The sequence below is a fragment of the Gluconacetobacter dulcium genome (assembly GCF_014174165.1).
GTDB lineage: Bacteria > Pseudomonadota > Alphaproteobacteria > Acetobacterales > Acetobacteraceae > Gluconacetobacter > Gluconacetobacter dulcium.
Genome location: NZ_JABEQN010000007.1, coordinates 131,076 through 153,388 on the forward strand (window position 1 = coordinate 131,076; position 22,313 = coordinate 153,388).

Genomic DNA, 22,313 nt, shown 5'->3' on the forward strand with positions numbered 1-22,313 from the left:
TCTCCGGATTCTGAAACGGAAACGGGCGCCGGAGATGATCCGGCGCCCGTTTCTTTTTTTGGGCGTTTGCCGCCGCCTTTCGGTGCCCGGAGACCGTGCCGGGCACCTTCGGGCCTGTTTCCGCCGGTTCAGTTCAGCGGCACGGGTTTTTCGTCCAGCACCCGCGGGGGAGCGGATTTTTGCAGGCTGGCGACCGTCGCGGCATCGACGGGGGAGGCGTTGTTGCCCCAGGCGCCACGGATGAATGTCACCACGTCCGCGATCTGCTGCGCGCTGAGCATCTGGCTGTAGGACGGCATGACGAAGGCCGACGGTGCCTTGGTCATGCCCGGAAGGGCCGCGCCGCTCTGGACGACGTGGACCAGGGAATCCGGCTGCTCGCTCATGACCACCGGGTTGCCGGCGAGCGGCGGGAAGGCCGGAGCGTAGCCGTGGCCGTCCGTGCGGTGGCAGGCGGCGCAATGATCGACATACACCTTGGCCCCGCGCGCCGAGGCATCGCCGTGTTGCAGGGCGGTCGCGGCCGCCGGGTCATACCGCCATGCCGCCGCGTTCGGGCTGTTGGGCTGGAGGGAGCGGAGATACTGCGCCATGGCGCGCAAATCCTCCGGGCTGAGATGCTGCGTGCCGTGATAGACGGCGTCGGTCATGCCGCCGAACGATTCGCCTTTCAGGTTCCGCCCGGTGGACAGGAACGCGACGATGTCATCCTCGGACCAGGAAGCCAGGCCGGTGCGCTGGTCCTGGCGCAGGCTGGTCGGCACGAAACCGTCGATCGGCGCGCCGCCCGACAGGAATGCCGTGCCCGAACTGGCGGACAGGGCCTTCTCCTGCAAGGCGATGCCGCGCGGAGAATGACAGGCGCCGCAATGGCCGGGGCCTTCCACCAGATAGGCGCCGCGCGCGATGGCGGGCGTGGGGAAAGTGCGGTTGACATCTTTCTGTGCCGACGCGACGGACGGGGCGAAGACCGCGCGCCAGAAAATCATCGGCCAGCGCATCGACATGGGCCAGGGGATGCCGTTGGCGGGAGCCGCCTGGGCGACCGGCTGCACGCCTTTCATGAAATAGACGTAGAGCGCGTGGATGTCGCTGTCGCTCATGCGGGCATAGGACGGGAACGGCATGGCCGGATAGAGGCTGGCGCCGTCCTTGCGGACGCCCTCACGCACCGCGCGGGCGAACTCGGCCTCGGAATAGGTGCCGATGCCATGAGCCGGGTCGGGCGAGATGTTGGATGAGTAGATCGATCCAATAGGGAGCTTGAATTCCATGCCGCCCCCGTAGGGCTTGCCGCCCTTGATGGTGTGGCAGGCACTGCAATCCGAGGCTTCCGCGACGTAGCGCCCCTTGGCGACCAGATCCGCCGATGCGTCCGCGCGTGCCTGCGGCATGTGGCCAAGCACGAGAAGGGCGGCGGCGCCAAGCGCGGTCGTGAAGGAGAACGTGCAGTGTTTCATGCTTGCACCATGGGGCCGGGGTTTTTCAGATAGGTCGTGCGGATGTGATAGGCTGCCCAATAGGCAAGCGCGGCCACCATGCCGGTCGGGTTGTATCCCATGCCCTGCGGGAAGGCGCTGGCGCCGATGACGAAGACGTTCGAGACGTCCCAGCTTTGCAGGTAGCGGTTGACGGCGCTGGTCTTCGGGTCGGCGCCCATGACGGCGCCGCCGCCCAGATGCGTCGTCTGGTAGCGGCGGGTATCGAACAACTCGTTGGCGTGGAGATGGCCCAGCGCGTACCGCGTCGCGCCCATCTCCTTCATGATCGGCTCGATCTTGCTGACCACATACTGGTTCATCCGGATGTCGTTGTCCTTCCAGGTGAAGGTCATCCGGAGCAGCGCCTGGCCGTAAGCATCCTTGTAGGTCGGATCGAGGTCCAGATAGACATCGCGATAGGCCATGTTGCTGCCGTGGGCGTCGATCGTCAGGGAGTGGCGGTAGGTTTCGACCATCGCGTCCTTGTAGCCTTCGCCCCAGGTCGGGGCGTTGCCGGCGGGACCGCCGATGGCGGCGGCGATCGGCTTGACGCCGGCCTGGTTGACCCACACGGGCGAGCCGCCCACGAAGCCGAGCGGGCCGTGGTCGAAATTCATGCTGTTGAAATCGTCGATGGCGACACCCGCGCCGCCGGCGCCCACGAACAGGTTGGTGTACTGCTTGGAGGGCAGCCAGGCGCGGGAGGTCGTGATGGTCTGGTACACGAAGTTCCGCCCGATCGTGCCGGTGTTCTTGACCGGGTCATAGGGCTCGCCGATGCCGGAGAGCAGCATGAGATGGACGTTGTGGAACTGGAAGGCGCTGATGATGACGAGATCGGCCTTGAGCTGGACCTGCTGGTTGGTGTTCAGGTCGAGATAGGTGACGCCGGTCGCCTTCTTGCCGTCGCTGTCGAGATCGACCTTCAGGACGTGGGCCTTGGTGATCAGCGTGAATTTCGGATCCTGGCGCAGGGCGGGCAGGATGTTCACGTTGGGCGACGCCTTGGAATACATGTAGCAGTCGTACCCGCTGCAATATCCGCAGAAATTGCACGGCCCCATCTGCACGCCGTAGGGGTTGGTATATTGGGCCGAGGCGTTGGCCGCCGGCAGGGAATAGGGATGATAGCCGACATTGGCCGCCGCCTTCTTGAAAACCGTGGCGGAATAGACATCTTTCATCGCCGGCAGGGGGAAGGCGTCGGAGCGGTCGGGGGCGAAGGGGTTGCCGGTGCCGGCGACCTTGCCCTTGATGGTGTAGGGCTCGCCCGACGTGCCGAAGACTTTCTCCGCCTTGTCGAAGAAGGGCTCCAGCTCTTCATACGTCACGTCGTAATCCTGAAGGTTCATGCCTTCGGGAATGAAATTCTTGCCGTATCGGGCGATGACGTTGGTGCGCAGGGCCAGGTCGTCGGGCGCGACGCGGAAATGGACCCCCGACCAGTGCAGCCCGGCCCCGCCGACGCCTTCGCCGGGGAGGAAGGCCGCGAGCCGGCGATAGGGCACCGCGTCCTGGTCCATCGTGTTGCGGATGGTGACGGTCGATTGCGAGAGATTCTGGAACAGGCGGTGACGGATGGCGCCGCGGAGTTCGTCGATGGAGGTGGGGTAATCGCCTTCCACGGCCGTGGCGCGATCTTCCCCGCGTTCCAGGACGGTGACCGAGAGGCCGGCTTCGGTCAGTTCCTTGGCAAGAATCGATCCTGCCCAGCCTGCGCCGATCACGATGGCGTCGGTCTTCTTCGTGGTCATGATATGAAAATCCTTAGGCTGTTTCGCCGGAAATCGAGACGGGTCCAAACGGGTAGGCGGCGCCTTCCTGGTTGACCCAGTCCATGAAATCCGCGCGGGCGCCGGGGAAGCCGAGCAGCGTCCAGCCGGCGAGGCCCTTGTTGCCGCCGTAGAGAGGATCGGAAAAAACGCCTTCGAGCGTGTTCTGGCGCAACTGCTCGAAGAGGAGGTGTGCCGGAACGGCGCCCAGCGCCATCTCGCCGTGTTCGAACTCTTTCAGGACGGCCGTCTGCTCGGCGGTTTCGAGGTCGGCGAAGCTGCGGCCGTCATGGTGCGCGCGGACATAGGCGTCGGCGCCCGCGATGCCCTGGCGGTAGACTTCACGCGGGGGGAGGGAGAGCTGGTAGCCGAGATTGGCCGGCGCGCTGACGAAGGGGCCGGACATGTACCATAATTCGCCACGTCCATAGGCGGTGTCCATCTGGCGGTCGATGAACTCGGGGGCGCCGAGGCCGCGCGCGCCGGGACCGTGGGCGTCGGTCGGGTAGATCCGCTCGCACGCCGCGTTCAGGAAGCGCCATTCCTCCTTGTTGAAATAGCGCGGGGCATAGGGGCCTGCATTGCCGACGGCGAGCGCATCGGCCCAGACCTTGTGGTCGCTGTACAGCCAGAACGACGCGGACCCCAGGAGGCCGCCGATGAAGTGGCGCCGGGTCGGTGAGGGCATTTTCATTGTGGACTCCATCTCATAAAAAATACACACGGTGGGTTTTGGATGACGCTCAGCAGATGTCTCTGTGTATAGGGCGCCATGCTCGCGAAATTTTTATGCGTCTTTCGATATTGAGTTCCTTTTTTTGGGTTTGTTTTTATTTTTATCTTTCTTGGGGATCGTTCTGACCATGATCAACACTTCCGATGTCTTTGAGGGAGGGGGAATGCCCCTTTGCGGATGACCGGAGCTATGGGATGATCGCCGGACGAAGAGGTGACTGTCTGAAATGCATCGCTTGAATGCTCATGGCCCGTCGCAATCAGAGGAGAGAGGCTGGTGAGCACAGGCGGCAGTCAGAAAAGGGTGAATTTGCAGTCGGTTGCCGAAGAAGCCGGGGTTTCGCGGGCGACCGCCTCGCTGGTGTTGCGGGAAAGCCCCCTTGTTTCGGCCGAAACGCGCAAGCGCGTGATCGCGGCCATGCACAAGCTCGGCTACATCTACAACCGGGGCGCCGCCAATCTCCGGCGGCAGAGGACCGGGACGATCGGCGTGGTGCTGTGCAATATCGGCAGCCCCTTCTACAGCAAGCTGCTGATCGGCATTGATGAAGTCTTCGTCGATGCCGGCATCGTGGCGCTTCTGGTCAACAGCGCCGAGAACATCGAACGGCAGATGCGCCAGATCTGGCGCCTGCGGGAACATGGCGTGGATGGGCTGATCATCTGTCCGGCGGTGGGAAGTGATGAAACGCTCCTTTCCGAAATCGAGAAAACGGGGCTGCCTTACGTGCAGGTGCTGCGCCATGTGTCCCCGACTGCCGGCGATTACGTGGGGCCGGATTATGCCGGGGGCACCGACCTCGCGGTTTCGCATCTGGTGCGGCATGGACGCAGGAAAATCGCCTTTCTGGGCGGAAACCCCGTGCACTCGGCGGCCTGCGAGCGGCTGGAAGGCTTCCAGCGCGCGCTCAGGCGTCATTGTCTGGAAAGCGACCTGATCGTACCGACGGACCTCGACAATCTGTCCGATTTCGGTTCGCTGGAAAGCCTTATGGCGTCCGCGTCCCCGCCGGATGCCGCGATCTGCTACAACGACATGGTTGCGCTGTCGCTCATGGGGCGGCTGCTCTCCGAGGGGGAATTGCCCGGTCGCGATTTCGCCGTGATCGGGGCTGATAACCTGCCGCAGGCCGCAACGTCCTTCCCCACCCTGACGACCATCGTGACGGACCCCGTCGGGGTGGGACGCAATGCCGCGCGGTTGCTGCTGGACCGGATTACGGAACCGCGCGCATCCAGCATGCGTGTTCTCGTATCGGGCCAGTTGATGGTCAGGGAAAGCTGCGGCGGCCCTCTGCCGTAAGAGCCTGTCCGCGCAGTCGGCCAGCCGGGCGGGCGTGTCTTTTTGAGCATGGGAACGGAGCGGCTCCGATGGGCGGCCGCCGCGACGCGCAGGATGTGCGCGTTGGATCGCCGGCAGGAGGACCTTGCCGACAGTCCGCGGGGCTGCGCGCCGTGTCCTGCCCGCCTGTACAGATCCGTGCGTTACGCGATCGTTGGACACGCGGGGGGACGATGCCGCCCGGTTGGGCGGCATTGTGCCGAAACGATCAGATACGGACGGAACCGTCATGCGCAAATATCCGCTTGGACCGATCTAAAAAAAGGAGACATAGGACTTAAAGCCCAGCACCGCAGAGTTCCGCAATCCCTTTTGGCCGTTGGGGTTCATATAGTACTGAAAGTCCGGGCTGAAGGTCACGCCGCGCATAACATGTATGGAATAATCGAGTTCCAGCACCTCAGCATTCGTCTGAATACCCGTGGCATGGTTGGGCATGCCGGTAAATTTGCCGGCGTTGACCATCGCGATGGTGGTGTCTCTCGTGCCCGGTGCGATGCTGACATAGGAAAACGCGGCCCCCAGGATATCCTGGGGGCGGCCGGGGAAGAGGCCCTGGCTCATGAACGCGCCATAGACTTCGAAATCACGGACTGAGGTGTAGGGAGAGTTGTAGATATAGCCGCCCATGAAGGTCAGGCCGCTGGTCTTGGGGCGGCCGGGATAGTTCATGATCTTCTGGTCGAACATAAAATATGTCTGCCACGAGGATTTCCGCATGAGTTGCTTGCCGCCGTGGACATAATAGGACTGTCCGGCGGTGTTGTAGTAATTGTCGGCGCGTTGGACATCGTCGAAAACGAAGCCGAGTTTATAATGGCCGGGAAGGTCGTGCTCGGCGCCGAATTTCGGTTCCCATTGGGTTTCGACGGGGATTTCGTATCCGACGATGTTGGCGCCGTTCCATTTGAAGCCCGTGCGGTGCTGAAAGTTCATGTAAATGCCGTTTTCCGCGAAATAAACGGCGGTCTGGACGTAAAGATCCTTGCGGGGGCGGCCCTTGAGGCGAAACGCCCAGGTCGCGGCCGGGTAACTGCCGTAATAGGTGCTGTCCGCCGCCGCCTTGGGACGCCCGCAGAACGAATTGTTCTGGAAATTGCAGAAGAGCGGGCTGGAGGCGAAATCCGACATCTGGGACATGCGGCCGCCGGCGATCAGGAGCCTGCCCTTATAGAGACTCTCCTCTCCGTACAGGGAGACAAGATGCACGACGACGTTGCCGCCGCCGCCATAGATTTCCGAACTATGGGCGAGCCAGTCGCCGAACATACGGTTGGCGGTCGTGCCGTAGCGACCGACGGTGGTCATGTGCGTCATGAACCCCTTCATGCCGGCCAGTTGTTCCCAGTCCACGGTCAGGTTGGCCGAGTATTGGCCCGCGTTGCTCGATCCCTGCCGATAGTTGCCGTAATGGGGGCCGCGCGTGGGGGCTTGCAGCGCGCCCGCATATTCGTTGGTGTTGTCGAAATGAAAGCCGATGCCGCGCCGTTCGAGCCACGGGATGACGCCGAAAAGGGTGGGGAACAGGGAAGGCGGCCCCCTGACGATGGGGGCCGGCTGTCCGCCCCGAGCGGCAAGGGGAGGGGATGGGTACGTCGTCAGGATACCCGGCGGAATGGATGCCTGTGGAGGGGCATTCTCCCGGACCGAGTTAAGTGGTGACGACGCATTCTGCTGCGGACCGAGATTCTCGTTCTGGCTCGGGACCTGCTTCGCAGATTTGGCCACCTTGGCGGAGCTTCGGGTGTCCTGTGCGAATGACGGGACGGTGTTTCCGGACAACTGGAGTAAGGTAAGAGTAGTAAGCGCAAAACTCCTGTATTTCCTGAAATTGAAGCAGGAACACTGTGCGATTTTTTGTTTATATACAGAGCCTGTCATCTGAAATCCGGTGACCTGAAGTGTATTATATACTTCGCACCTTATCCGAATCGTGCTGGGGGCTCGGATAAAATACTCGATATCGTTAGTCGAGCGAGATGCCATACAATCGTCATGCTTCACAGATCATGCCAGATCACGAAAACCGTGATCTGGTATGTGCGGGTGGCGAATCATGAAATCCATTTTAGACCGATATAAATTCCAGGCCGGTCGGAATTATGAAAAAAAATACATATTCTCATAAGGATGGCGGATTTTCGCGGGCTTCCTCCGGTGGCGTAAGCGGGTTGGCAGCGGCGATCATGACAGAGCGTTCACAATATAGTGATTTAGACCGATCTAGTGAAACTATGCCCGTGCATGGCAAAGGGCGCTCAAGACGTTAAGCGACACGACCCGAAAGGCGAGCCGGATGCTGCGACTCAAGAGTGCATCGACAAAGACCGTTTCCCGCGTTGCGTGTCGGTTGGCGTGCGGGTTCGTCGTCGGCCTGAACCTGCTGGCGGGGGTGGCCCACGCGGAGACCCGCTCTGCCGGCGTGATCGCGCTGCCTCAGGCACGGGCGATGGCGCAGGCGGCGGAGAGCAAGGCGGTGGCGAATGGTACGGCCATTGTCGTGTATGTGGTGGATGCCGGCGGGCGGACGATCCTGACCGAACGGATGGCGGATGCGCAGATTGCGAGCCTCGATCTGGCGGAACGCAAGGCGATCAGCGCGGTCTTTTACAAGCGCCCTTCCGCCGCGTTCGAAACGGCGCTGGCCGGTGGGAAAATGGCCGTGCTGGCCCTGCCGCATGCCATGCCGGCTGCTGGTGGAATCCCGATTTTTCATGATGGCCGTCTGATCGGCGCCATTGGGGTGAGCGGAGGAAACAACGCTCAGGATGAGCAGGCGGCGCAAGCCGGCCTGGCAGCGATGAAAGAGTGAGCGGGCATTCCGGACGGTTTTTCACGGGGCAGGATTCATGGATCGGATCGCCCGCCCTTCCGTTGCGAAATCGTCTTGTCCTCGGCCATCCCGATGCGTGTTCTGGAGAAAAATGAGGCATGAACAGAAATAGTGACGTGAACGGCGACGGGTCCGCCCGGAAACCCGGAGTGAGTCGCCGCTCGCTCATGCTGGGGACGGTCGTTGCCGGCTTTTCGGCGGCTTTCGGCGAGTTCGGGTTCTCCGGCGATGTCGCCCATGCCGCGACGGTCGATGATGCGACGTTCCTGTCGGTCTCTCGTGCCATTACCGGGCATTCGGAACTGCATCCGGTCATCGCGCGCCGCCTGTTTGCGGCGATGCGGAAGACGTTTCCGGATTATGTCGCAAAAATACAGGCACTTTCCGGTCTGGTTGCCCAGGGGGGGACGCCCAGGGAGATTCTGGACCGTGCCGGCGACCTGAAGGATGACCTGCTGGCCCTGAACGCGGCCTGGTATACCGGCTCGGTGCAGGACAAGACGAATGCGCCAATGGTCGCGTACTACGATGCGCTGATGTACCAGCCGACGCGCGATGGGCTGCCGGTGCCGACCTATTGCTTCGATCGTCCGGGCTGGTGGACGGAGACGCCGCCGCCGCTGGGGATTCCCGTTCATGCGCCGCTGCCGGCCACGCCGCCGGCTCCGATGCCGCAGGGTGCGGGCGTCGAGGGCAAGGCGCCACGGCAGACGCCGCCGCTGGGGACCATTCCCCCGTCATCTCCCCCTCATTCTCCGTTGCCGCACAGGGAGCAATAAATCGTGGCCAAACCAGCATTTTCCCAGTCCGGCGACGTTTCGGCCGATGTCGTCGTCGTCGGCTCGGGGGTCGTGGGCGGCATGATCGCGAACGAGCTTGCGGCCGCGGGTCGTTCGGTCGTCATTCTCGAAGCCGGCCTGCGCCTCAAGCGGGAAGAGTATGTCGAGAACTGGCGGAACATGTCGTTCCATAACCGCCTGCATTCCGATTTCCAGGGGCTTTATCCGCAATCTCCGCTGGCCCAGGCGCCGCTATATTTTCCGCCGAACGATTATGTCGGTCTGTCCGGCCCCAATGGTTCGGCATTCAAGCAGGGGTATCTGCGGACGGTCGGTGGCACGACGTGGCATTGGGCGGCGTCCTGCTGGCGGCATCTGCCCGTCGATTTCGAGATGAAGTCGCGTTATGGCGTCGGCCGGGACTGGGCGATTTCCTATAACGAGCTTGAGCCGTACTATTGCCGGGCGGAAGAGGAGATGGGGGTTTCCGGCCCGCACGACGTTTCCCTCCAGTCGCCTCCGGAACGGAGCCGGCCTTATCCCCGCGACATGATCCCCTTCGGTTATGGCGATCGTCGGGTCGCGGAGATCGTGAATCCGCACGGTTTTCATCTGGTGCCCATTCCGCAGGGGCGCAGCATGGAGCCTTTCGGCGATCGTCCGTCGTGCTGCGGCAACAATAACTGCCAGCCGATCTGCCCGATCGGCGCCATGTATAACGGCATCCAGCATATCGACCGGGCGGAAGCCAACGGGGCGGTGACGCTCGCCGAAGCCGTCGTCTACCGGATGGATACGGACGAGAACAACCGGATCACGGCCGTCTACTGGTATGACGCCCACCGCCAGTCGCACAAGGCGACCGGCAAGACGTTCGTGCTGGCGTGCAACGGGATCGAGACGCCCCGGCTGCTGCTGCTGGCGGCCAATGCCCGCAACCCGAACGGCATTGCCAATTCGTCCGACCAGGTTGGCCGGAACATGATGGACCATTCGGGCGCTCATGCGTCGTTCCTGGCGAACGAGCCGCTGTGGTTCGGGCGCGGGCCGGCGCAGAGCAGTTGCATCGTCGGGCCGCGGGACGGTGGGTTCCGCAGCGAGTATTCCGCCAACAAGATGATCCTGAACAATATCAGCCGTGTTGCGCCGGCGACCCAGCAGGCGCTGGCGCTCGGGCTGGTGGGCCAGGAACTGGATGACGAGATCCGCCGGCGCGCGGCGTGCGGTGTCGATCTGTCGATCAGCCTGGAGCCGTTGCCTGACCCCAATAACCGCTTGACCCTGAGCAGCACGCGCAAGGACCCGCTGGGTCTGGCATGTCCGGACATTCATTATGATGTCGGCGATTATGTTCGCAAGGGACTGGAATCGGTCAACGAGCAGGTCAAGCAGATCGCGGGTCTTCTGGGCGGCACCGAGCTGCGCATCACGACCGATTACAACGCGAACAATCACATCATGGGCGGCACGATCATGGGAAAGAATCCCAAGGATTCGGTCGTCGACGGTGATTGCCGCGCCCATGACCACCCCAATCTCTGGCTGCCCGGCGGCGGGGCGATGGCTTCGGCCAGCGTGGTGAACACGACGTTGAGCATGGCGGCCCTCGGCCTGAAAGCGGCTGATTCCATCAAAGCGGATTTCGAAAAGGGACGGGCATGATGCAGAGTTCCAGGAAGGTGCGGGAACTGGCCGGTCATCTCGGACTGGCCGCCGCAGCGCTGGTATTGTCCTGCTCTGTCGTTCGGGCGCAGGTGCCGGAGCCGAATGAGGCCATTGCCCAGCGCGGGCACTATCTTGCCGTCGCGGCGGATTGCGCCGCCTGCCATACGGCGCCGGGTGGCGGAAAGCCGTTTGCCGGTGGTTATGGAATCGCATCGCCCCTGGGCGCGATCTATGCCACCAACATCACGCCTTCGAAGACGTACGGCATCGGCGCCTATACGGAGGCGCAGTTTGCCCGCGCGTTGCGCGAGGGGATTCGTGGCGATGGCGCGCATCTTTATCCCGCGATGCCATACACGTCGTACACCAAGCTGACCGACGAAGACATTCACGCGCTGTATGTCTATTTCATGACCGACGTGAAGCCGGTCGAGGCGAAGGCGCGGGAGACGGCGCTGCCGTTCCCGTACAATATTCGCGCCAGCATGGCCTTCTGGAACCTGCTCTTCCTGGACGATACGCGCTTCAGGCCGGAGCCGGGCAAGTCGGCGGAAGTCAATCGCGGGCATTACCTGGCCTACGCGCTGGCGCATTGCGATACCTGCCACACGCCGCGCAATGCGATGATGGCCGAGATCGGCAGCAAGGCCCTGGGCGGCGCGTCGCTGGGGTCGTGGTATGCGCCCAATGTCACGTCTGATCAGAAAAGCGGTGTCGGAGGCTGGAGCGATGATGAGCTCGCCCGGTATCTGAAGACCGGCGACGTGCCGGGGAAGGCCCAGGCCGGCGGCCCGATGGCGGAGGCTGTGGAGCATAGTTTCCAGTATCTGGACGACAGCGATATTCGGGCGATCGTTGCTTATATCAAGCAGGTTCCCGCGATTTCGGACAGTCGGGATACCGCGCCGCGCGATGCGTATGGCAAGGCGTCCGACCGTGAGACCGCTTATCGCGGTTTGCCGGAAAGCGGGATGAGCCGTGGGGAGCGCCTGTTTACCGGCGAATGCGCGGCCTGCCATCGTCCGACGGGCAAGGGGAGCCCCGACGGGTATTATCCGCAGCTCTTCCATAATACGGCTGTCGGCGCGCCGATCGCGGATAACCTGATTTCGACGATCCTGACGGGCGTCAGGCGCGAAGTGGGCGGCCATACGGTCTATATGCCGGGCTTTGGCGAGGGATCGTACGTGGATGCGCTCTCCGATCAGGACATTGCCGATGTCAGCAACTATGTTGAGCAGGAATTCGGCAATCCGGCCGTGAAGGTCTCGGCGGAGGACGTGAAACTGATCCGCTCGGGTGGTCCCAAGCCGCTGATCGCGAAGCTTGGAGCCTATGCCGTGCCGGGCATGATCGCCGGGGGTCTGGTCCTGGTCGGTCTTGTCGTGCTGATGATGCGTCGGGTCCGGAAGACACGTTGAAAATTGAAACATGGGCCGGTTTCAGGGACTGATGGGTGGATATCGAAGATGCGCAACACACTGACGCTTGCCTTTACGGCACTGCTTGCCATGTCCTCGCCGGTCTGCGCGCAGACGGTCGTTTCGGCCAATGACGGGCACTCCATTCTGCGCAATGGGGTGCAGGTTCTGCCGCAGCCGCTGGTTCCCGACACGCTGTCCGTTCTGGAAAGGGCCGCGAACGGCGTGTGGGGTGTGCGGGCGAGCCTTAATGTGCCCGTCAGCGTGATCGGGCCGCCGACGGCGCTTGAATTCACGCATGACGGCAAGACCGTCCTCGTGTCCTCGGCGTCGAGGCCCGACGTGAAGACGAACAAGATCGTCCCCGACGATCGTATCAGCGTCGTGGACCTGTCGGGTGCGAAGCCCCGGCTGGTCCAGCAGGTGGCCTCCGCCGCCGGGGCGACCACGATGCGCTTTACCCCGGACGGACAGCATCTGCTGGTCGCCAACGGCAGGTCGGGCGTGCTGACGTGGTTTCGCTTCGACGGGCACAGGCTGGGTGACCGCAAGGTCATCATGCTGCCGGTTTCGGGCTTTCCGGCCGGCGTTGCGATCCTGCCGGATGGCAAGCGGGCGCTTGTGAGCCTGTGGCAGGCGGATCGGGTCTATCTGCTGCATATCGACGGCGACGCGATCTCCGTCGATCCCACGCCGCTGAACATCGCGCCCGGCCCGTGGAACATCCAGATGACGAAGGATGGGCATTATGCGGTCATGGGCATGCTGGGGCATGGGGAAGGGCTGCCGGGTGCCCTGTCGGTGCTGGACCTGACGGCGTCGCCGATCCGGGAGATCCAGCGCGTGACGGTGCCCAATGCGCCCGAGGGGCTCGATATCTCCCCCGATGGGCGGTATGTCGCCGTCGTGTCGCAGAACGGTTCGGCGGTGCCGCCGACCTCGCCGCGCTATCATCCGCGTGGCGTGGTGACGGTCCTGTCCCTGAAGGACGGGCAGTTGCATACGCTCGCCCAGGCGCCGGGAACATTGTGGCCGCAGGGACTGGCCTTCTCGCCCGATGGGAAGGAAATTCTCGTTCAGGGCGTCATGGATCGCAGCCTGCTGACGCTGGGCTGGGATGGCGAGAAACTGGAGCGGGTCGGTGAAGCGCCCCTGCCGGGTGGCGGCGCGGATCTGGCGCGCTCTTCGGCAGCGGAGTGACGGACGGGCCGGCAACCTGACCGAGCGGCCCGACTCATCGGCCTGACCGATCGGCGGGGTGTCGGGCGACCGGCTACGGTGGCGTGGGCAGGGTTCGGGCCAGTCGGACGGCGGTCTGGCCCCGGCCGGGGCGCAGGTTGGGCATGACCAGCATGCAGTCTGGGTAGGGGGTCCGGATCTCGTCCGGGCCGTCCTGGGCCAGCAGGGTGCCCCGGCGGCGGATGATTTCGCCGCCCTGGAAGGGGCGGACGAAGCGGAAGCCGGGCGTTTCGGCCGTGACGATATCGGTGACCATCAACTGGCGGCTGGCGGCGACCGGTGGCGTCGGTTCGGCGGGCAGCAGGCCGCTATGCCGCAGCAGCGCGCGCACCGCGCTGTCCGTCGTCCGGACCGTGTCGGCCGCCCAGTGCGCGCCGGCTTCCAGCAGGCAGGCGGCGTAGGGGCCGGCGGGGTCGGAAAACCGTTCGTAATCGATCAGGCGCGGGCCGGCCTTGTGGCCGTGGTCGGAGACGACCAGTGGCGGGTCGCCGATCATGGTCGCCAGGCGGCGGCCGCTTTCGGTGGCGCCGGCCAGGATCAGCGGCGCGCCGGGCCAGAGCATGGAATGCAGGTCCATCAGGATGTCGGCGGTTTCGATCACCGGCAGGATCGCCCGCGCGCGGTCCAGTTCCACCGAGCGGCGCGGGCTGGACAGGACCTGCCGGCTCCAGACCCGGTTCATGTCTTCCTCGACGAAGCGCGAGGCGACCGGGTTGGCCGGGGTGAAACGGGCGAGTGCCTCCGGATTGGCGAAGATCAGCGACAGGCGGCCCCGTGTCGGGCGGATACGCTCGCGCAGCAGGCGGTCCAGCACGATGGCGCCGGCGAACTCGTTGCCATGGATCAGCGCCGTCAGCACGACATGGGGGCCGGGGCGCGGGGCCTCGTGATGCACCACGCCGGGAATGCCGCAATGGTCGGTCAGCCACGGCGAGAGGTCGGGCGGCGCGATGTCCTGGGTGAAGGCGGGCAGCGCCTGCGGCGGGGGCGGCAGGGTTTCGAGAAATTTCGGCCGGGCGCGGACGCGCGGCGACGCGCCGGGGCGGGAGCCTGTGCCGCAGCTCATCCCGTCACGCGCCGCGCGTCCGGGCGGCAGGTGCCGGACAGGCCATCGTCATGCACCACGGGAGCGGTCGGACAGGTCATGAAAACGATTTTATAGCGTCGCGCCGGACCTGCAATGCCATGGCGCGCCTGGGGCCTGTCCCGGCATCGGGACTGGGTGGCGCCGCGTGCATTCCCCGGCAGGTGGGCAGGTGGGCAGGCGGGCCGACGGGTGGTCAGGTGGGGTCGATGGCGGTGATTCGCGCGCTGGTCTGGCGTTCGATCTCGCGCAGCAACTGCCGTTCCTCGGGCGCGCACAGCGACAGCGCGGTGCCGCGCCGTCCGGCGCGGGCGGTGCGGCCGATGCGGTGGATATAGGTCTCGGGCTGTTCGGGAATGTCGTAATTCACCACCAGCGTCACATCGTCGATGTCGATGCCGCGTGCCATCACGTCGGTGGCGACCAGCACCCGCAGCGTGCCGCGTCGGAACGTGGCGAGCGTGCGGTCGCGTCTGGCCTGGCTGTGGTCGCCATGGAGGGCCGCCGCGGAGAGGCCGGCGGATTCCAGCGCGCGGGCCACGCTGTCGCTGGCCTGTTTTGTGCGGGTGAAGACCATGACCCGTTCGGGCGTGTCGCGCCTGAGCAGGGCGATCAGCGTCGCGTTCTTGCGCGCGGCGGCGACGAAGGCGACCTGCTGGCGGATACGGGGCGGGGGGGCGGTGGCCTCGGGCGGGGCGACGTGCAGCGGCCGGTGCAGCAGCCGGCGGGCCAGGGTGGCGACGGCGGGCGGCATGGTCGCGGAGAACAGCAGGGTCTGGTGCCGCGTCGGCAGGCGTTCGGCGATGGACTGGATATCTTCGATGAAGCCCAGTTCCAGCATCCTGTCCGCCTCGTCCAGCACCAGGCAGGTGGTCTGGTCCAGGCCGATCGTGCCGTCGGCCAGGTGATCGAGCAGGCGGCCGGGGGTGGCGACCAGGATGTCGGCGCCGCCGCGCAGGGCGCGGGTCTGGCGGTCCTTGGGGACGCCGCCGATGGCCAGTCCGATCATCAACTGGCAGCCATGGGCGCAGGTGCGGATGGCGGTCGCGGTCTGGCTGGCCAGTTCGCGGGTCGGCGACAGGATCAGCGTCCGCACCACGCCGGGGACGCCTTCCTGCGCCGTCGCGGCGGGGCGGGGGTCGGCGAGCAGTTTCTGGACCAGCGGCAGGGCGAAGGCGGCGGTCTTGCCGCTGCCGGTGCGCGACAGGGCTTCGACATCCTTGCCGGCCAGGATCGGCGGGATTGCCAGGGCCTGGATCGGCGAGGGCGCGGCGTAGCCGGCGCGGGCGACATTGGCCAGGATTCGCTCCTGGAGGCCAAGCTGCGCGAAGGTGGGGGTGTCGGTGCTGGCGGTGTCGGCGGGGGAGGGCGTGTCGGTCATTCCATGAGGGGATACCGTGTGTGGCGGCCCGGGGGAAGCAAAGCGAATCTCCGGGGCGGGTCGTGGCATTGACGCTCGGCCGGGATGGACGGCAGATGGGGCGATGAGCACGCATGACGCCCCTTCTGTTCTGCCCGCCGCGGATCGCGCGGTGGCGGTGGTGGCGGAAGACCTGGCCGGGATGCGGTCGCAGGCGTTCGGGCTGGCTGCGCGGGCCGGGCTGGAGCCGTTTTTCTGCCCCGTGCGGGCGCGGGGGCTGTGGGGCCGGGTGCCGGCCGCGTGGTGGCCGGCGCCGCTGCGGGCCGTCGAGCCGCTGAATGCGGGGGCGGCGGGGCTGGTCTTCAGTGTCGGTGGGACCGGGGGCGCCGTGGGGGCCGCGTTGCGGGCGCGCACGCGGCGTGTGGTGCAGATCCAGAATCCGCGCATGCGGCTTGATCGCTTCGATCTGGTCATCGCCAACCGGCACGATGAAATCAGTGGTTCCAATGTCCTGCTGTCGCGCACCGCGCTGCATGGGGTCTCGCCCGAGCGGCTGGCGGCGGCGCGGGCGGTGTGGTTGCCGCGTCTGGCCCATCTGCCGCGCCCGCTGGTGGCCGTGCTGCTGGGCGGTTCCAACGGGCGGTTCCGGCTGGATGAGGCGGTTGCGGCCCGGTTGGCGGGGCAATTGGCGGACATGATGCGCCGTGACGGAGTCGGGATGGCGGTGACGCCGTCGCGGCGGACGGGCGAAGGGGTGTGCCGGATCGTGCGCGAGGCGCTGGCCCCTCTGGGGGGCTGGGTGTGGGACATGCAGGGCGACAATCCGTATCTGGGATTGCTGGCCTGCGCCGATGCGGTGGTGGTGACGCAGGACAGTGTCTCGATGGTGTCCGAAGCCGTGGCGGGGACGGCGCCGGTGATGGTCGTCGATCTGCCGGGACGGTCGCGGCGGATCGGGCTGTTTCTGCGGGAGCTGGCGGTGGCCGGGCGCATCCGCCGCTTTTCGGGGCGGATGGAGGCGTGGCCGGTGGGGCCGCTGGACGATACGATCGAGGTGGCGGAGACGATGCGGCGGCGGTTGGGGCTGGGCTGAGGTTCCGCACGGCGGTCGGTGTCCGCAACCTGTCGAAACGGTATGATTTCTGGGGGCGGGATTATGCGGTATGGAATCCCCATGCTGGACATCCATACCTATGACGCTCAGGCGGGCGGCAATGTTCTCTACAAGGCGCTGGCGCATCCGCTGGCGGCCGAGGCGCTGGCGGGACTGGCGGCTTCGGTTCGCGCCGCCGGGCCGGTGGCGGTGTATGACCCCGAGGGCATGTTCGCCATGGTGCTGGCGCTTTGCCCCGGTGCCGCCGATGGGCTGTCCGGCCTGGGCGTGATCGAAGGCGTGTATGTCCATGATACGCAGCGCGTCGGCCGGCCCACGGCGGCCGGTCCCGCGCGGGCGCTGGTGGATCTGCCGCTTGCGGCGGTCGGGGCGGTGCTGGTCGTCAGTTTCGATGGTGCGCGGGTGCGCGATCGGATCGCGCATCTGCTGCCCGACGGGGCGCGGGTTTTCGCTCTGGACGGCGTGCGGTTGCCCGATACCCTGCTGACCGTGCCGGAGCGGTATCTCGACCGGCTGAATTTCGCGACCAATCATGCCTTTTTCCGCGATGCGGAGGGATTGTCGACCCGTCTGGTCACGGCGAATTACTGGGCGCGCTATGGGGCGACGGACGTGCGGCTGTGGCTGCGGCTGTTCGGGGCGCGGGGCGAGGTGCTGGCCAGTTGGGAAGAGGCCGTGCCCGACGGTGAAAGTGCGATCGTGATCGACAGTCGCGCGGTGCGCGCGCGGTTCGGCCTGCCGCCTTTCGTTGGGCAGTTGTTCGTGCATGCCATCGGCGTGGCGGGGCACGACGTGGTGAAATATGCGCTGGATACCTATGGCACCGGCGATAATCCGAGCCTGTCGGTGACGCATGACGCCAATGCCTGGCCATCGGACCGCTATGCCAACCTGCCGGCCCCGGATGTAGGCGAAGAGGTGGTGCTATGGGTGCAGAACAGTCACGCCGTGCCGATTCCGGCCGGTGCGATGGCGCTCAACCGCATGGGGGACGAGCGGCAGGTGCCGATCATGCGTGGAATCGGCCCCTATGAAACGGTGGCGATTCCTGTGGCCGAGTGTCTGCCCGACCTGCGCTGGCCGGCGCAGATCGAGCTTCGGTCGGGGCGGTATCTGGTGCGGCCTCGCTATGAAGTCACGCGGGCCGCGCGGACGCGCATCGCCCATCTGAACGTGGAGCGCGCGGATCTGCGGCCCGATCCGGGGATCGCGGACCTGCCGCCGAGTCTGGGGAGGGGGTATCTGCTGCCGTTCCCGATTCTGGACCCGGCGCGGTTTCGTACGGTGGTTCAGCCTTCGCCCATGGCCGAATCGCAGGGGACCCTGCCGCTGCGGCTGGATTGCTTCGATGTCGAAGGGCGGCTGACCGGCCGGAAATTTCTCGGCTGCCTGCCGCGAGACCATGACCTGGCGCAGGATGTGGCGGAGCTGGGCGTGCCCGAGGGGCATGGGGAACTGGTCTATGATTTCCGCGATGGCGGCGAGGCCGATGGCTGGCTGCATGCGCTGATCCGGTTTACCGCCCGGCAGGGTGGCCATGCGGCCGAGACCAGTTTCGGAGCCCATATCTTCAATACCGTCATGACCTATCGCGGCGAGCCGCAATCTTATTCCGGGCCGCCGCCGGGGTTGACCACGCGGCTGTTCCTGAAGGGAGGGAACGGGTTGGGCGAGGCGTTCTGCTGCCTGATCTACCCCGCTTCCGCCGCCTGGCGGCCGTGGTCGCGAACCGTGCTGAGCCTGCATGACGGGCAGGGGCAGGCGGTGGCGAAGGCGGACCTGGAGATCGCCTGTTCGGGATCGGCGATGGTCTGGCCGCATCGCCTGTTCGGCGCGGCGGCGATCGCGCGCGCGGGGATGGGGGGGTATGTCATGATCCGCGACGTGACGTGCCGGCTGTTTGGCTATCACGGTGTCATGCGGGCCGATGGCGCCTTCTCGCTGGACCACATGTTCGGGTTTTGAAGAATGTGTGACGGGGTGTCTTGCAGCCCGGTGGGAGATCCATTATGAGGTCCCCACCGGGCACGGATGGGTGCGTAGCTCAGCGGTAGAGCATCGCCTTCACACGGCGGGGGTCACAGGTTCAATCCCTGTCGCACCCACCATCCGATCCCGGATTTCTCCCGATTTCTAAATCCTCCGCGTGTCGTATCGGTCCGTATCTGGATACGCCGACTCGCATTGACGCGATTCGGCGCAACGGAATCTGTGCCAGATCCGTGCCATTTTCGATGTGCGATCATGGGGTGATTTGCCTGACGGCTCGTTTTGTGGCCGGATGCTGATGGACCCGCTCCCATAGGTCCATAGAGTATCGGACAATACGCAGGCATGCCTTCCTTGCATTATCGCGGTCCCCGTCCTGGTTGACGAAAGAAAAGGCATCACAGGCACTGTTCAGTAAAAATACATCCTGCCTATCGGTGCGGACGGCTTCCTGCCACAATGCTTCGATTTCATCGATTTCCGGCTTGTTCACATTGGCCAGAATGCTGGTTTCGACCTTCAGAGGCGATAGTTCAGCCAAGAGATCGACGCCGATGTTCTGCTTGACGACGGCGTTGGCCGCAGCGGCCGATTGCTGCCGATTCAGGCCCGCCAGGGAACTGACCTGCATCATCGACCGGAACAGCGCTACGGCCTGGCGGTGCTGGGCGACGATGTCGGCCGGTGCCGGCCCCTGCGCGGGTCGGACGCCCTGCACCATTGCATCGAACGCCCGGATCACCCGCAGGTGGAAGACCGGGCTGATCCACATGGCATAGGCGTAGACCAGTTCTTTGGCGACGTAAGTGCCGCGATGGATACCGCCATTGACGACCGCGACAGGGTCACTCCTCAGATCTGAGGAGTGACCGACTTCTGTGATCAAGTCCTTGGTCGCATCCAAGCGAAGGAAGTTTGCCGGCTGTTTTGCCTTCTCGCCACCGGACGCCTTATGGCAGTCATTCAGGCAAAAGCGTCCTTCGGTATCCCGACGGATCGTCGTGTCCAGAACGGATAGAGTCGTGGTATGGCCGCGTGTAGCCGCTGGCATGGGGTGCAGTCCCTTGCTGGAGGTTAGGGACGAAGCAAGGCTGCAACCTTGCTTCGTCCTGATTTTTGGTTTATCCAAAATATATGAATGCGTCAATAACGGATAAACCCAAAAAGAGAGGTCGACCAGCGACCGGCCGGGACCCTATGGTAGGGGCGCGAATGGGTCCTGAGTTTCTATCCCTCGTTGATGCTTGGGCAGAGCGGCATCAGGTCCCGCGCTCTGAAGCCATCCGCCGCCTAATTCAGATCGGGTTGGATCAGGCTGAGAGTTCGGACGAGAGCGACAATGTCGGTCCCTGAAGAGTTTCTCGCCGCGCTGGAGCCCTTGGGGCGAGCTTGCGCCACCTATCGTGAGATCACTGGAACCGATGCCGTTCTGGTAGGGGGTGCTGCAACGGTCATTTATACGGACGGTGCGTTCAACTCCAGCGACTTCGATCTGGTCGCCCTGGATGATCCGGCATTCAATCAGGCGATGACAGCCAATGGCTTCAAGAAAGAGGACCGTCCTGGCCATCTCCTGTTCGGTTTCTATCACCCGGAGCATCCTCTGTTCGGCTTTCAGGCAGTTTCCGGCCCACTGTTCGACGGGCGAGCCGACAGACGGCGGCTCTGTAAGATGGCGCTTCGTGACAAGAAGGCGACGATTACGCTTCCCGCGATCGAGGACATGATCGCTGATCGCCTCGCCCAGCATGCAGTCGCGAGTCCGGGAGATTCGACCCGCCTCGAACAGGCACGTGCACTCTTCGCACTGGCATTTGAGTGCGATGAGGATTATCTGAGGCAGAGAGTAAACGACGAGGGTGGCGATTTCGCCCTCCTGCGTCCTGATCCCTAACGGTGGCTGATATGCGTGATCTCGACAGCTTCCTCGCCGAAGTCCGTGCCCGCAAAGCACAGCTTGGTCTGATCGATACCCCCGAACGTACGGAAGCGATGCGCAACCGTGGGGGGAGGCGTACGCCGGAAAAACGCGCTTTGCTGCGTCGCATCGACGAGCGCGCGCGCGCGGCGGGGCTGGAGCCGATTCGGTCTTATTATTGAAGCTGGCGATCACCGACCGATAGGGAAAACGCAAAAAGAGCCCCCGGCCGAGGCCAAGGGCTCCTGAGTCGTTATCCGGCCTGCACAGCCTCATTCGCCTGGTCGGCGGCAGCCTTGGCCGCCTCCCATTCCGCCTCAGTCGGGGCGCGGCCCTCCTGGATCGGGGCCAGCAGGGATTTGATCTCGTCGGAGATCTCCGGAATGGCCTGGATCAGGCCGACAACAAGAGCAGCGTACGGCATCACTTGGTCTCCTTGGTCTGGAGCAGGGTGGTCAGGGCGGACAGGGCGTCCTGCCCGGCGGTGATGGCGGCCTGATCGAGCGGGTCGCCATGCTCGGCCGCGTCCATCAGCGGCACGATCTGATCGTGCGCCCGCTGGAACGCCGGCTTGAGGTCGGCCACGACCTTGGGGTCAGCAGCGGCGCTATGCTCATAGGTGACCGCGAGCTGACCCGCGATCACGTAAGACCGGCCGAGCGCCATGACGGCCTGTTGCCGCTCGACCAGAGCATTGCTGCCGCATGCGGACAGCACCAGGCCGGCGCCGAGCAGAAGGGCTACAGCGAAGCCGCCGACCTTCCCCCCGGCCGAGGGCGTGCTGGACGCCGGCGCGGCCGGCAGGACGATGCCGGCGGCCTCGATCGCCGCCTTGGCGGCCGGGGCATCGGTGCGGGCGACGATGACGCCGGTCAGCCCCACCTGGAGCCGATTCGTCGCCCAGCCGATATTGAGGGCGATCAGGTTGATCACCCGATAGATGCGCGCCCAGCGCGAGGTGTCGGCCGGCGGCTGGACATAGACGGTCAGCAGCTTGCAGCCGATGATCAGCGCCGCGATCAGCAGCGCATATTGCTCCGGCACGAATGCCAGCAGGGACGAGAGGTCCATGATTGATCCAATCCTTACGATACGGGGGATGGCAGGCGGCCGAGGAATGCGGCGCGTTCGATCTCACGGCGGTTGACCAGCCCCTGGGACACGACCAGGCGCCCGGTCGCCCGGTCGCGGATCTTGTTCCAAACCGGAAACTGGGCGCTGGCGCCGTCGAACCGCCCGGCGTTGAGCAGGCGCAGCAGGGTCGAGGACGCGGCGGCCGAGGTGCCGACATTGTATTGCCAGGACAGCACGGCGCCCTCCTGACAGGCCGACAGCGACACATGCACCAGGGCGCGCAGCTTGACGCGCAGGGCGGCGACCGTGCCGGTCAGCAGGGCGACGGCAGCGGCTTCCGTGACCGGCGCCGTCGCGGCGGTGACAGGCGAGCCGTCGGCCAGGCACCGATTGCCGTAGCCGATGGTCCAGAGCCCGGCCGTGTCGCGATATGGCGCCAGGCGCAGGCCCTCCAGCCGGCGCAGCAGCAGAGCCGCGACGGCAAGCGAATCCATCTCCATGATGGGC

The 22,313-nt window shown here is 64.9% G+C and carries 20 protein-coding genes and 1 tRNA gene; 11 read left to right on the plus strand and 10 right to left on the minus strand.

Annotation, left to right across the window (positions count from 1 at the left end):
- Positions 1-128: 128 nt before the first annotated feature.
- Genes HLH25_RS07885 through HLH25_RS07895 form a run of 3 tightly spaced genes read right to left on the minus strand, consistent with a single transcriptional unit; the run spans position 129 to position 3,941 of the window.
- Entirely contained in the window at positions 129-1,460 is a 1,332-nt protein-coding gene (locus HLH25_RS07885; protein ID WP_375288963.1) for a c-type cytochrome, read from the minus strand.
- Positions 1,457-3,235, minus strand: coding sequence for a GMC family oxidoreductase (locus tag HLH25_RS07890; protein WP_182973527.1), 1,779 nt, complete (start codon positions 3,233-3,235; stop codon positions 1,457-1,459). The genes HLH25_RS07885 and HLH25_RS07890 overlap by 4 nt, the downstream gene beginning before the upstream one ends.
- A 13-nt stretch (positions 3,236-3,248) precedes the next feature.
- Complete coding sequence (locus HLH25_RS07895) at positions 3,249-3,941, minus strand: gluconate 2-dehydrogenase subunit 3 family protein (protein ID WP_246401626.1); 693 nt, start codon at positions 3,939-3,941, stop codon at positions 3,249-3,251.
- A 324-nt stretch (positions 3,942-4,265) separates the two neighbouring features.
- Between HLH25_RS07895 and HLH25_RS07900 the strand changes: the two genes are divergently transcribed.
- Positions 4,266-5,291 carry a LacI family DNA-binding transcriptional regulator gene (locus HLH25_RS07900; protein ID WP_182973529.1) on the plus strand — a complete coding sequence of 342 codons (1,026 nt, stop codon included), beginning with the start codon at positions 4,266-4,268 and terminating at the stop codon, positions 5,289-5,291.
- 294 nt (positions 5,292-5,585) lie between these two features.
- Here the strand turns inward: HLH25_RS07900 and HLH25_RS07905 are convergent, their stop codons facing one another.
- Positions 5,586-7,334 carry a carbohydrate porin gene (locus tag HLH25_RS07905; RefSeq protein WP_310889069.1) on the minus strand — a complete coding sequence of 583 codons (1,749 nt, stop codon included), beginning with the start codon at positions 7,332-7,334 and terminating at the stop codon, positions 5,586-5,588.
- Between the two features lie 292 nt (positions 7,335-7,626).
- On the opposite strand from HLH25_RS07905, the gene HLH25_RS07910 reads away from it, so the two are divergent.
- The 5 genes from HLH25_RS07910 (at position 7,627) to HLH25_RS07930 (ending at position 13,228) form a co-directional block, all read left to right on the plus strand.
- Positions 7,627-8,142 (plus strand): GlcG/HbpS family heme-binding protein, encoded by a 516-nt coding sequence (locus HLH25_RS07910; RefSeq protein WP_182973530.1) that lies wholly within the window; start codon positions 7,627-7,629, stop codon positions 8,140-8,142.
- 170 nt (positions 8,143-8,312) lie between these two features.
- On the plus strand, positions 8,313-8,942 hold the full coding sequence (locus HLH25_RS07915) for a sugar dehydrogenase complex small subunit (protein WP_310889068.1): 630 nt from the start codon (positions 8,313-8,315) through the stop codon (positions 8,940-8,942).
- Between the two features lie 3 nt (positions 8,943-8,945).
- A complete protein-coding gene (locus HLH25_RS07920; RefSeq protein ID WP_182973532.1) occupies positions 8,946-10,604 on the plus strand; it encodes a GMC family oxidoreductase in 1,659 nt (552 codons plus the stop codon).
- Positions 10,601-12,028, plus strand: a complete 1,428-nt coding sequence (locus HLH25_RS07925; protein ID WP_246401628.1) for a cytochrome c — start codon at positions 10,601-10,603, stop codon at positions 12,026-12,028. The genes HLH25_RS07920 and HLH25_RS07925 overlap by 4 nt, the downstream gene beginning before the upstream one ends.
- A 48-nt stretch (positions 12,029-12,076) precedes the next feature.
- A complete protein-coding gene (locus HLH25_RS07930) occupies positions 12,077-13,228 on the plus strand; it encodes a lactonase family protein (protein WP_182973533.1) in 1,152 nt (383 codons plus the stop codon).
- A 73-nt stretch (positions 13,229-13,301) separates the two neighbouring features.
- Here HLH25_RS07930 and HLH25_RS07935 read toward each other — a convergent pair whose 3' ends face one another.
- Both HLH25_RS07935 and HLH25_RS07940 read right to left on the minus strand, forming a co-directional pair.
- Positions 13,302-14,333 (minus strand): M14 family metallopeptidase, encoded by a 1,032-nt coding sequence (locus HLH25_RS07935; protein ID WP_182973534.1) that lies wholly within the window; start codon positions 14,331-14,333, stop codon positions 13,302-13,304.
- 214 nt (positions 14,334-14,547) lie between these two features.
- Positions 14,548-15,732, minus strand: a complete 1,185-nt coding sequence (locus HLH25_RS07940; RefSeq protein ID WP_182973535.1) for a DEAD/DEAH box helicase — start codon at positions 15,730-15,732, stop codon at positions 14,548-14,550.
- Between the two features lie 103 nt (positions 15,733-15,835).
- On the opposite strand from HLH25_RS07940, the gene HLH25_RS07945 reads away from it, so the two are divergent.
- The 3 genes from HLH25_RS07945 (at position 15,836) to HLH25_RS07955 (ending at position 18,933) form a co-directional block, all read left to right on the plus strand.
- Positions 15,836-16,804, plus strand: coding sequence for a mitochondrial fission ELM1 family protein (locus tag HLH25_RS07945; RefSeq protein ID WP_246401630.1), 969 nt, complete (start codon positions 15,836-15,838; stop codon positions 16,802-16,804).
- An 81-nt stretch (positions 16,805-16,885) separates the two neighbouring features.
- The gene (locus tag HLH25_RS07950) at positions 16,886-18,790 is read left to right on the plus strand and encodes a hypothetical protein (RefSeq protein WP_182973536.1); all 1,905 of its coding nucleotides are present in this window, start codon (positions 16,886-16,888) and stop codon (positions 18,788-18,790) included.
- A 68-nt stretch (positions 18,791-18,858) separates the two neighbouring features.
- Positions 18,859-18,933, plus strand: a tRNA-Val gene (locus tag HLH25_RS07955).
- 134 nt (positions 18,934-19,067) lie between these two features.
- Here the strand turns inward: HLH25_RS07955 and HLH25_RS07960 are convergent.
- Positions 19,068-19,865, minus strand: coding sequence for a KilA-N domain-containing protein (locus tag HLH25_RS07960; protein WP_182973537.1), 798 nt, complete (start codon positions 19,863-19,865; stop codon positions 19,068-19,070).
- 288 nt (positions 19,866-20,153) lie between these two features.
- On the opposite strand from HLH25_RS07960, the gene HLH25_RS07965 reads away from it, so the two are divergent.
- Both HLH25_RS07965 and HLH25_RS07970 read left to right on the plus strand, forming a co-directional pair.
- Positions 20,154-20,708, plus strand: a complete 555-nt coding sequence (locus HLH25_RS07965) for a hypothetical protein (protein WP_182973538.1) — start codon at positions 20,154-20,156, stop codon at positions 20,706-20,708.
- A gap of 11 nt (positions 20,709-20,719) precedes the next feature.
- Complete coding sequence (locus HLH25_RS07970) at positions 20,720-20,914, plus strand: hypothetical protein (RefSeq protein WP_182973539.1); 195 nt, start codon at positions 20,720-20,722, stop codon at positions 20,912-20,914.
- 71 nt (positions 20,915-20,985) lie between these two features.
- Here HLH25_RS07970 and HLH25_RS07975 read toward each other — a convergent pair whose 3' ends face one another.
- The 3 genes from HLH25_RS07975 to HLH25_RS07985 are packed head-to-tail and all read right to left on the minus strand — an operon-like array spanning position 20,986 to position 22,306.
- Entirely contained in the window at positions 20,986-21,156 is a 171-nt protein-coding gene (locus HLH25_RS07975; protein WP_182973540.1) for a hypothetical protein, read from the minus strand.
- Positions 21,156-21,803 carry a hypothetical protein gene (locus HLH25_RS07980; protein ID WP_182973541.1) on the minus strand — a complete coding sequence of 216 codons (648 nt, stop codon included), beginning with the start codon at positions 21,801-21,803 and terminating at the stop codon, positions 21,156-21,158. The genes HLH25_RS07975 and HLH25_RS07980 overlap by 1 nt, the downstream gene beginning before the upstream one ends.
- A gap of 14 nt (positions 21,804-21,817) precedes the next feature.
- Positions 21,818-22,306 (minus strand): lysozyme, encoded by a 489-nt coding sequence (locus tag HLH25_RS07985; RefSeq protein ID WP_246401632.1) that lies wholly within the window; start codon positions 22,304-22,306, stop codon positions 21,818-21,820.
- Positions 22,307-22,313: the final 7 nt, after the last annotated feature.

Coding starts and splice junctions, on each gene's coding strand:
- HLH25_RS07885 (WP_375288963.1), bottom strand. CDS start 1,460: ATGAAACACTGCACGTTCTCCTTCACGACCGCGCTTGGCGCCGCCGCC.
- HLH25_RS07890 (WP_182973527.1), bottom strand. CDS start 3,235: ATGACCACGAAGAAGACCGACGCCATCGTGATCGGCGCAGGCTGGGCA.
- HLH25_RS07895 (WP_246401626.1), bottom strand. CDS start 3,941: ATGCCCTCACCGACCCGGCGCCACTTCATCGGCGGCCTCCTGGGGTCC.
- HLH25_RS07910 (WP_182973530.1), top strand. CDS start 7,627: ATGCTGCGACTCAAGAGTGCATCGACAAAGACCGTTTCCCGCGTTGCG.
- HLH25_RS07925 (WP_246401628.1), top strand. CDS start 10,601: ATGATGCAGAGTTCCAGGAAGGTGCGGGAACTGGCCGGTCATCTCGGA.
- HLH25_RS07930 (WP_182973533.1), top strand. CDS start 12,077: ATGCGCAACACACTGACGCTTGCCTTTACGGCACTGCTTGCCATGTCC.
- HLH25_RS07935 (WP_182973534.1), bottom strand. CDS start 14,333: ATGAGCTGCGGCACAGGCTCCCGCCCCGGCGCGTCGCCGCGCGTCCGC.
- HLH25_RS07940 (WP_182973535.1), bottom strand. CDS start 15,732: ATGACCGACACGCCCTCCCCCGCCGACACCGCCAGCACCGACACCCCC.
- HLH25_RS07945 (WP_246401630.1), top strand. CDS start 15,836: ATGAGCACGCATGACGCCCCTTCTGTTCTGCCCGCCGCGGATCGCGCG.
- HLH25_RS07950 (WP_182973536.1), top strand. CDS start 16,886: ATGCTGGACATCCATACCTATGACGCTCAGGCGGGCGGCAATGTTCTC.
- HLH25_RS07960 (WP_182973537.1), bottom strand. CDS start 19,865: ATGCCAGCGGCTACACGCGGCCATACCACGACTCTATCCGTTCTGGAC.
- HLH25_RS07965 (WP_182973538.1), top strand. CDS start 20,154: ATGTCGGTCCCTGAAGAGTTTCTCGCCGCGCTGGAGCCCTTGGGGCGA.
- HLH25_RS07970 (WP_182973539.1), top strand. CDS start 20,720: ATGCGTGATCTCGACAGCTTCCTCGCCGAAGTCCGTGCCCGCAAAGCA.
- HLH25_RS07975 (WP_182973540.1), bottom strand. CDS start 21,156: ATGCCGTACGCTGCTCTTGTTGTCGGCCTGATCCAGGCCATTCCGGAG.
- HLH25_RS07980 (WP_182973541.1), bottom strand. CDS start 21,803: ATGGACCTCTCGTCCCTGCTGGCATTCGTGCCGGAGCAATATGCGCTG.
- HLH25_RS07985 (WP_246401632.1), bottom strand. CDS start 22,306: ATGGAGATGGATTCGCTTGCCGTCGCGGCTCTGCTGCTGCGCCGGCTG.